This window comes from Thiohalophilus sp., from assembly GCF_031581315.1.
Taxonomy (GTDB): Bacteria; Pseudomonadota; Gammaproteobacteria; order UBA6429; family Thiohalophilaceae; genus Thiohalophilus.
This window is the reverse complement of the sequence record NZ_JAVLAZ010000042.1, coordinates 1-9,377: the sequence shown is the minus strand read 5'-3', so window position 1 is coordinate 9,377 and position 9,377 is coordinate 1. Positions and strand designations below refer to the sequence as shown.

Sequence of the window (9,377 nt, the reverse complement as noted above, 5' to 3'; positions counted from 1 at the left end):
GCGACTCTGCGTCAGGATCTTTGCTAAATTTAGCTACATCTCTCTCGCGGCCATATAGGTCTGTTCGGAGATGCGATGCCATTCCATCGCCTGATCGCGGAATTTCTTGAACGACTCGTAGACCTTCCTGCTCATCTTGTCCTGTTCGGCCACTTCGGCGACGACGTCGTCGGAGAGGTTGCGCAGTTTTTTCAGCACGTCGTCCGGATAGCGGCGCAGGTCGACGTTGTGTTCTTCCACCAGGGTTTTGAGCGCCTGGTTGTTGCGTGCGGTGTATTCGGCCAGCATGTCCTGGTTGACTACCTTGCAGGCGTTACGCACGATGCTTTGCAGATCCTTCGGTAATTCCTCGAAGGCTTCCTTGTTAATCATCGCCTCCAGGGTCGTGCCCGGTTCGTGCCAGCCGGGGTAATAATAGTATTTGGCGATCTTGTACAGACCGAAAGCCAGGTCATTGTAGGGCCCAACCCATTCGGTGGCGTCGATGTTGCCTGATTGCAGCGAGGTATACAGTTCGCCGCCGGGCAGGTTGACCGGGGTCCCGCCGGCGCGCTTGAGGACTTCGCCACCGAGGCCGGGGATGCGCATCTTCAGTCCCTTGAGATCGGCCAGGGAGTTGATCTCCTTGTTGAACCAGCCGCCCATCTGCACACCAGTATTGCCGGCCGCGGCCGGTACCAGATTGAACGGGGCATAGACTTCTTCCCACAATTCCATCCCGCCACCGTAATAGAGCCAGCCATTCATTTCCTGGGCGGTCAGGCCGAACGGTACCGCGGAAAAAAACTGGGCCGCCTCGCTCTTGCCTTTCCAGTAATAGGCGGCACCGTGGCCCATCTGCGCGGTCCCGCGCGAAACCGCATCGAACACTTCCAGCGCGGGGACCAGCTCCCCGGCACCATAGACCTTGACCTCGATCCGGCCACCACTGAGTTCGTTAATCAGGGCCGCCAGATTGTTGGCACCGGTCCCCAGGCCGGGAAAATTCTTCGGCCAGGTGGTGACCATTTTCCACTGGTACTTCGGTTTGGCGACCGCCACGCTGGTACCGGTTACCAGGCCGCCGGCCAGCAATGAGCCGGCGCCGGCGGATTTGATAAAGTCACGTCGTTTCATGGTTCCGTCCCCGTTGTTATTGGTTCGATACAATTTTTTCGTTGTGAAATCGTTACTTCGTCAAAACCCTTGACGCAGATTGTGAACAAACCGGCATAACTTGACCCCGGGATTTGCTACTGGTGTCACGGATTTTATTCTGTCACTATTGAGCGGATTGGTCAGACTGCTGTTCCGGCAAAAACTAAACAATAATGCGGGTGCCATGGAAGAACAAGCTCTGAGGCGAATCCACCGGCGGCTTGTGTTTGTCATCACCGCCAGTTTCGTACTCACTCCGATCATCGGCTATTCGACGGCCTGGTTTTTTACCATGATCCGTGCGGAACAGCTCGCCTCCCTGGAAGCCGCCCTGTTACTGAGCCTGATCACCCTGGCACTGCCGGCCGCCATCTATTTTTATTTCAGACGCTATTTTAAACCGTTGCGTCAGTGGCAAACCAGCCAGCAGGGTTATAGCCCCTTGCCGGAGTCGCTGGATCAGCGGCTGAAAAGTTTCAGTCATAACTACTGGCTGTTTTTCCTGCTTTATGCCCTGCTCGCCCCCACCCTGCAACACTGGCTGGGTCTCTATCCGGTCGAGCAATCCGCCTTTGCCAGTCTCAGTCAGTTTATTCTGCTGCAACTGGTCATAGCCGTGCTGGTCGGCATGCCCGGTTATCTTTATACGCTGGCGTTGATCGGCCGACTGGTGGAACACAACGGCTTTCGCCAGGTGCATGTCAGCATGCAGGCCAAGATGTTGCTGATCGGAGGCTATGTACCGCTGCTCACCGGCACCATCCTGCTCAAGTATTACTGGTGGCGTACCCAGTACATGACCGGCGAAATCATGTTGATCTGGGCGGCGCTCGGGTTGTTTGCCTTTACCGTCACCATTTTGTCCATCCGCAGTCTCAAACAATCCCTGCAGCCGGTGCAGGAGCTGATCAGTGGCAGCGGTGCTACCAATTACGAAGACATGGCCAAACGTCTGCGGCCGCGCTCAACGGACGAGACCGGCTATCTGATTCAGATGCTGGGCCGGTTGTTCCGGCGCCTCGGCGATCAGGAAAGCCATGTGCATGCCATTGTCGATCACGCCGCCGAAGGGATCATCGTGGTCAATGACCAGCACGCGATCGAAACCTTTAACCCGGCTGCGGAAAAACTGTTCGGTTTCACCTCCCAGGAGATTCGCGGCAAATCGCTGGACTGGTTGCTGCCCGACTTCATCCTGCCCAGTGACGAAACATCACTGCCGCACGAAGAAATCGAAGTCGAGGGGCGGCATCGCACCGGGTATGCCATTCCCATGTCGATGCGCATCAGTGTGATGCATAACGACGATCACCTGTATTTCACCTGCCTGCTGGCGGATATTTCAGCGCGCAAGGCGACCGAGCAAATGCTGCTCGATGCCGAAGCGCGTTATCGCAACCTGGTCGAAACCGCCCACGATCTGGTCTGGAGCATGGACTGCGACGGGCGCTGGACCTATCTCAACGATGCGGTAAGCCGGATTTACGGTTACCAGGCGGAAGAGATGCTGTTCCAGCACTTCACCGAATTTCAGTCACCGGAGTCCAGCCGCCAGGATCAGGCCGCCATGGAGCGGGTACTTCAGGGCCATGAACTGCTGGAGTATGAAACCATTCATCTGGACAAGGACGGACAGCGGCGCTATATCAGTTTCAATGCCAAACCCCAGCATAATGACAACGGCGAAATCGTCAGTATCATGGGCACCGCACGCGACATCTCGGCGCAAAAGGCCTTTGAGCGCGAACTGACCTACCAGGCCCAGCATGACACGTTGACCGGGCTTTATAACCGTAATTATTTTCAACGTGAACTCGAGCGCTCGCTTAGCCGGATTCATCGCCACGGTAACAGTTGTGCGCTGCTGTATATGGATTTGGATCAGTTCAAGTATGTCAACGACACGCTCGGCCATGCCGCCGGCGACAGGTTGTTGCTCGAATGCAGCGAGCTGCTGCAGGAACATACCCGGGATGCTGATCTGCTGGCACGCTTCGGCGGCGATGAATTTACCGTATTACTGGATGATGTCGAGCAGCCGGCCGCCATGCAGGTCGCGGAAAGCATTCGCCTGCTGTTCGAAAACTACCGCTTCATTGACGGTGGCAAGACGTTCAATGTCACCTCCAGCATCGGTATCGCCATGCTCAACCAGCAGACCAAAACCGGGGACGAGGTGCTCTCGCACGCCGACCTGGCGTGTAACATCGCCAAATCCCAGGGGCGCAACTGTCTGCACCTTTATGACCCCGGTGACAAGCAACGCGACGGAATGGCCGAGGATATGGGCTGGGCCAGCCGGGTACGGGATGCGTTCGAGAACGACCATTTCAAACTCGCGTTTCAACCCATCGTCAATATAGACAGCGGTCTGAGCGAAGATTATGAAGTACTGCTGCGCATGTCGCTGGATGACGGCGATGTCATCCTGCCGGGGGGCTTTTTGCCGGCCGCCGAGCGTTTTGGTCTGATCAACCACGTGGATCGCTGGACCGTGCGCAACGCCATGCAATATCTGGCTGAACTGCATCAGGACAATAATCAGATCCGTTTTGCCATTAATCTTTCCGGGCGCGCTTTCGAGGATCGCGAGTTGCTGCCTTTGATAAACAGCCTGTTGCGTGAGACCAGTCTTAGTCCCGCCACCCTCACTTTTGAAATTACCGAATCCGCAGCGATCTCCAATCTTGCCGAGGCAACCCGCTTTATCTATCAACTCAAGGATATCGGCTGCCAGTTTGCCCTGGATGATTTCGGTACCGGCTTCTCGTCATTTGCCTATCTCAAGCACCTGCCCGTGGACAAGCTCAAGATCGACGGCTCTTTCGTCAAGGGTTTGGCCAGCTCACAGGTGGATCAGGCAATGGTGCGTTCCATGAACCAGATCGCCCACGCGCTCGGCAAACAGACGATTGCCGAATTCGTGGAAAACAGAAAAACACTCGGCTTGCTACGGGAGTTCGGTGTTGATTTCGCCCAGGGCCACTATCTGGGCAAGCCGTCCAGCAAAATAGCGGAACAACACACGCGCGCGAATTCGATAACCAACGCCTGAGTTAATCTCATCAGCGCCCTGTCTCTAACCGGGGTCGATAATCCCGCAGAATGACTCGCACGGTCAGGCCTCCAGCGGTTGAGCTATCCAGTTCCAGTTCGGCCTGCAACAGGTCGGCGCAACGCCGGGCAATCGCCAGCCCGAGTCCACTGCCGCTTTGCGACTGGCCGGGTTTGCGAAAATAACGCTCGAAGACGCGTTGATACAATTCCGGCTTGATACCCGGTCCACTGTCGGTAATACACAGCACCATGTCCGTTTGCCGTTGTTCGGCTTCAATGGTCACCTGTCCGCCATCGGGCGTGTAATGAATCGCATTGTCGATCAGATTACGCAGTAATATTTCCAGGCTGACCGGCTCGGTGGCCAGTGATAGCCCGGGGATCGATTCGAATTCGATTGTGACGGATTTTTTTTCGGATTTATCTGACAGCTGCCTGATAACGGCTTCCAGCATCTGCTTTAAATCGACCGTCACTGGTTCTATGTCGCGGGCATTATCCAGTCTGGCCAGGGTCAGCATCTGGTTTAACATGTGCGTCATACGATCGACCCCCGCCAGGATATCTCTCAGTGCCTCCTCACGCTCGGCATCAGAATCGCTGCGCAACGCTACCTGAACCCGGGTCTTGAGCGCTGATAGCGGGGTGCGCAGCTCATGGGCGGCATCGTCTGTAAAACGGCGTTCTTTCTCCAGTGCGGTATTTAACGCCCGAAACAGGGTATTCAGTTCGCTCACCAGCGGCACCACCTCATCCGGCACGCCTTCAAACTGCAGTCCTTCGAGATTATCCGGATCCCGATTCGCCACCGCGCTGCGAAGTCGCTGCAGTGGTTGCAGCGCGGTGCCAATCGACCACCAGATCAAAAACGCGATTATCGGAATGGAAATCACCGATGGCATAAGAAAGTGCAAAACGATCTCGGCCACCAGTTCATCACGTATGTCATAACGCTCGCCGACCTGGATCAGATAACCATGCTCATCATCCCACAGGGTAAAGACCCGCCAGCGATCGCCGCTGAAGGTCTCATCATGATAGCCCTTTTGATGTGGGTCCAGCCCCTGCGGTGACATCGGTTCGGTTCCAATATGTCCGGAATGCAGCAACAGGCGGCCATTGGGATCCCACAACTGGAACGCCAGCTTGCGCTCGTACTCATGATAGTCTTTACGCTCGTCGCCCCCCGCATCGTCATCGGCAATGGCCGGCATATTGCCGCCGGCATCGAGAAATTCCTGAATTGATCGAAAATCCTCGTGCCGGGTCCGGGTCAGAATAATCGACAGCAAGACCCGCGCCGACTGGGCCAGTTGCGCATCGAACAGCTCCTCCACCTCGTGAGCCGAGGATCGGTAACTGCCCCAGACGGTCAGTGCGCCACTGAGGACGATCACCAGAATCAGAATCAACAGCAATCTGTTACGGATGGAATTCACTCTACTGGCCGCTCCATCCGATAACCCACGCCGCGAATTGTCTTGATCGTGTCGGCGCCCACCTTTTTCCTGAGATTATGGATATACACTTCCAGCGAGTTACTCTCGACCCCGCCTTCCCAGCCATACAGGATAGACTCAAGTCTGTCCCGCGGTATCACCTCGCCGGTATGCCTTAACAGGTATTCCAGCAACTGATACTCCTTTTTGGAAAGCGGCGTCTCTTCGCCATTGATCTCAAGCCGGTGCGCGGCGGTATCCAGGGAGACCCCGCCAAGTTCAATCTGGCTTTGCGCGCGCCCTTCATTGCGCCGGGTAATGGCCCGTAACCGCGCCAGCAACTCGTCCAGATCGAACGGCTTGATCAGATAATCATCGGCTCCCGCATCCAGCCCGGTGATACGATCAGAAACTGCATCGTAGGCGGTCAGGATCATAACCGGCAGTGTCTTTTTTTGCCTGCGCAGGCGTTGCAGCACCTCGATGCCGGACATGCCGGGCAGACCGATATCCAGCACGACCACATCGAACTCATCACTTTGCAGAGCCTGTAATCCGGCTTCACCTTCGGTCAGCCAGTCGACCGTATAGCCGTCCTGCTTCAGGCCGGCCCTGACGGCCTTGCCCAGCATTTCGTCATCTTCAATCAGTAACAGGCGCATGGCGTTGCATCATCCGTGTCATTTTCGGTCTGTGGCTTGCATGTTAAATGTGAACCTTCTCTCGTTCTATACATAGCATGTCATTCTTAAGATTGTCTTAAGGTTCGGGCGCTACATTGCCAGCGTGCCCAAACCAACGGAATAACCGTATGCTGCGCTCGACTGCCATCGCCCTGTCCCTTGCCGCAAACCTGTTGCTCCCCGCTCAGCTACCGGCCGCCAGTGTCCCGGCCCCGGATTTTACCCTCTCGGGCCCGCAAGGTGGGGTCGAGCTGCAGAAATATCGCGGCCGCGTCGTTTATCTCGATTTCTGGGCCTCCTGGTGTACTCCGTGCCGCAAATCGTTTCCCTGGATGAATACCCTGCAACAACGTTACGCCGATGACGGGCTGGTGGTGCTGGCTATCAATCTCGATCAGGACACCGCAGCAGCCCGCCGCTTTCTGGATAAATACCCGGCTTCCTTTACCGTGGCCTTCGATCCTGATGGCAGCGTTGCCGAACGCTACGACCTCAAAGGCATGCCATCCAGTTATTTGATCGATCGACAGGGCAAGCTGGTCATGTCACATGTCGGTTTTCGCACGTCCGATGCCGACCGACTCGAGGCGCGCATCAAAGCTCAACTGGAACACTAAAATCATGAGGGACCCCATGTACAAGACGATCATTAGTGCTGTCGCCTTCTCCCTGCTGGCAGGAGGCTGCAGTCTGCAGAATGTCGAGCCCTGGGAGCGGGATATCCTGGCCCGGGATAAAATGCAGCTCGATCCCTACCCGGTCGACCGCTACCTGGACGACCATATCTATTACAGCAAGGAAAGCTCCACAGGCGGCGCCGGTGTCGGCGGAGGAGGTTGCGGATGCAACTGACCAACCCTCCTCAGGTCCGTCGCAAGCTCGCGCTGGCTACCGCTTCGTTACTGGGAGCGGTGGGCCCGGTTGCCCAGGCCGCCACGGCGGATGACTGGCAGGTCGACAGCAGCGTACTCTATTACTCGGAAGATAGCCGCGTGACCGCCATTGAGCCGGTTATCCGGGCGCGCAAGGAGATCGGTGATGACGAGTACATGACCTATCGCCTGGTGGTGGACAGCCTGACCGGCTCTTCGGCCAACGGGGCAATTGCGACCGCTTCGCCGCAGACCTTTACCTCGCCCTCGGGCAATGCCACCTATACGACCCCGGCCAATACCACGCCGCTGGATCCGACCTTCCTGGATACCCGGGTGGCACTCAATGCCGAGTGGGAAAAACCCCTGAGCCGGTATCTCAAGGGCATTTTTGCAGTCAATGCCTCCACCGAGTATGACTATACCTCGCTGGGTGTTTCCGCCACCCTGAGCCGCGATTTCAACCAGCGCAATACCACGTTGAGCGCCGGTCTCTCCTACAATCTTGATACGATCGAGCCGGTCGGCGGGATTCCGGACGGTCTGACGGCGATGCCGACCACCACCAGCGTGCAAAAAAGCACCCTGGGGAGCAGTGATGACAAGACCGTGGCCGATTTTCTGATTGGCGTCACCCAGGTCATCGATCGCAAGACCCTGATGCAGTTCAACTATACCTACGGCATGGATGACGGCTACCTGACCGATCCCTACAAGATTCTCAGTGTGGTCACCGGCCCGTCCTCCGAGACGCTGGCGGGGACGCCCTATCTTTACGAGAACCGTCCCGACAGCCGGGCACGCAACGCGCTCTACTGGAAAACCGTGCACCAGTTTAACGAGGATGTGATCAACTTCAGCTATCGCTATTACTGGGATGACTGGGGCATCACCTCGCATACCCTGGACGCCCGTTATCGCTTCGAGATGGGCGGCGGCCATTATCTGATGCCCCATGCCCGCTATTATCTGCAGGATAAAGCCGATTTCTACAACTACAAACTCGTGGACGGCAACATTCCGCAATACGCCAGTGCCGACTATCGCCTGGCCGATCTGAGTACCACAACGCTCGGACTGAAGTACGGCATCCAGCTGGCCAATGACAGTGAGTTCTCGGTACGGGCGGAGATGATGACTCAGCAAAGCGAAGGCGATGCCCCGTTCCCCGACGTGGACGCGATGATCCTGCAACTGAACTATTCGTTTCTGTTCTGATACACGGCCCGATATCGGGTAATATGGATGGCTGAATGTTCAGCCATCCGAACCAGCATGTCAGACGATCTGCAGTTTAAATCCGGCGACGGTTTTCGCTCGGCCCACTTTCAGGCCATGGCCAGCCCCTGCGAACTGCTGGTGGACAGCGATGACCCCGCCCTGATCGAACAACTGGCCCGCACGGCACAGAGCGAAGCCCTGCGCATCGAGCGCAAATTCAGTCGCTATCGCGATGACAATATTATCCATCGTATCAACCATACTCACGGCCAGCCGGTCACTGTTGACGAGGAGACGGCGGCCCTGTTCGATTATGCCGATCACTGTTACCGGATCAGCGAAGGATTGTTCGATATCACCTCCGGCGTGCTGCGCCGCGCCTGGCACTTCGATGGCAGCGATCGGATTCCCGATACCCAATCCGTGGAGACGCTGCGCCAGGCCATCGGCTGGCCCCGGGTCGAGTGGCAACGGCCCGAGATCCGTCTGCCCGAGGGCATGGAGATCGACCTGGGCGGCATCGGCAAGGAGTACGCGGTAGATCGGACCGCGCAATTACTGGCACAACAGACCGGGGCCAGTTTTCTGATCAACTACGGCGGCGATCTCTATGCCAACCGGCCACGGCACAATGGCCATGGCTGGGTCATCGGCGTGGAACAACCTGAACAGCACAGGGATAACACGGATATCAATCTGGCCTCGGCGGCCGTGGAAGGTTTTGAACTGCAGCAGGGTGGCATTGCCACCAGCGGGGATGCACGCCGTTTTCTGCTCAAGGACGGAATACGCTATTCCCATATCCTGAACCCTTTGACCGGCTGGCCGGTGCGGGACGCGCCCCATTCGATCACGGTACTGGCCGGCACCTGTACCGACGCCGGAATCCTGGCCACGCTGGCGATGCTGCAGGGCGCGGAGGCCGAGGCCTTTCTCGAGGCCCAGCAGGTGAAATACTGGGCGATACG

General features: G+C 57.0%; 8 protein-coding genes. 5 read left to right on the top strand and 3 right to left on the bottom strand.

Annotation, left to right across the window (positions count from 1 at the left end):
* Positions 1 to 33: 33 nt before the first annotated feature.
* The gene (locus RI563_RS07770) at positions 34 to 1,116 is read right to left on the bottom strand and encodes a TRAP transporter substrate-binding protein (RefSeq protein ID WP_310693800.1); all 1,083 of its coding nucleotides are present in this window, start codon (positions 1,114 to 1,116) and stop codon (positions 34 to 36) included.
* Between the two features lie 205 nt (positions 1,117 to 1,321).
* On the opposite strand from RI563_RS07770, the gene RI563_RS07765 reads away from it, so the two are divergent.
* Entirely contained in the window at positions 1,322 to 4,192 is a 2,871-nt protein-coding gene (locus RI563_RS07765) for a putative bifunctional diguanylate cyclase/phosphodiesterase (protein ID WP_310693799.1), read from the top strand.
* Between the two features lie 10 nt (positions 4,193 to 4,202).
* Here RI563_RS07765 and RI563_RS07760 read toward each other — a convergent pair whose 3' ends face one another.
* Both RI563_RS07760 and RI563_RS07755 read right to left on the bottom strand, forming a co-directional pair.
* Complete coding sequence (locus tag RI563_RS07760; RefSeq protein WP_310693798.1) at positions 4,203 to 5,633, bottom strand: ATP-binding protein; 1,431 nt, start codon at positions 5,631 to 5,633, stop codon at positions 4,203 to 4,205.
* Complete coding sequence (locus tag RI563_RS07755) at positions 5,630 to 6,295, bottom strand: response regulator transcription factor (RefSeq protein ID WP_310693797.1); 666 nt, start codon at positions 6,293 to 6,295, stop codon at positions 5,630 to 5,632. The genes RI563_RS07760 and RI563_RS07755 overlap by 4 nt, the downstream gene beginning before the upstream one ends.
* A gap of 149 nt (positions 6,296 to 6,444) precedes the next feature.
* On the opposite strand from RI563_RS07755, the gene RI563_RS07750 reads away from it, so the two are divergent.
* The 4 genes from RI563_RS07750 to RI563_RS07735 form a co-directional block, all read left to right on the top strand.
* On the top strand, positions 6,445 to 6,933 hold the full coding sequence (locus tag RI563_RS07750; RefSeq protein ID WP_310693796.1) for a TlpA disulfide reductase family protein: 489 nt from the start codon (positions 6,445 to 6,447) through the stop codon (positions 6,931 to 6,933).
* Positions 6,934 to 6,949: 16 nt separating this feature from the next.
* Complete coding sequence (locus RI563_RS07745) at positions 6,950 to 7,168, top strand: DUF4266 domain-containing protein (protein WP_310693795.1); 219 nt, start codon at positions 6,950 to 6,952, stop codon at positions 7,166 to 7,168.
* Positions 7,159 to 8,406 (top strand): DUF3570 domain-containing protein, encoded by a 1,248-nt coding sequence (locus RI563_RS07740; protein ID WP_310693794.1) that lies wholly within the window; start codon positions 7,159 to 7,161, stop codon positions 8,404 to 8,406. Before RI563_RS07745 ends, RI563_RS07740 begins: the two co-directional genes overlap by 10 nt.
* 57 nt (positions 8,407 to 8,463) lie before the next feature.
* Positions 8,464 to 9,377, top strand: a 914-nt coding sequence (locus tag RI563_RS07735) for an FAD:protein FMN transferase (RefSeq protein WP_310693793.1), incomplete at its 3' end; no start/stop codon positions are given.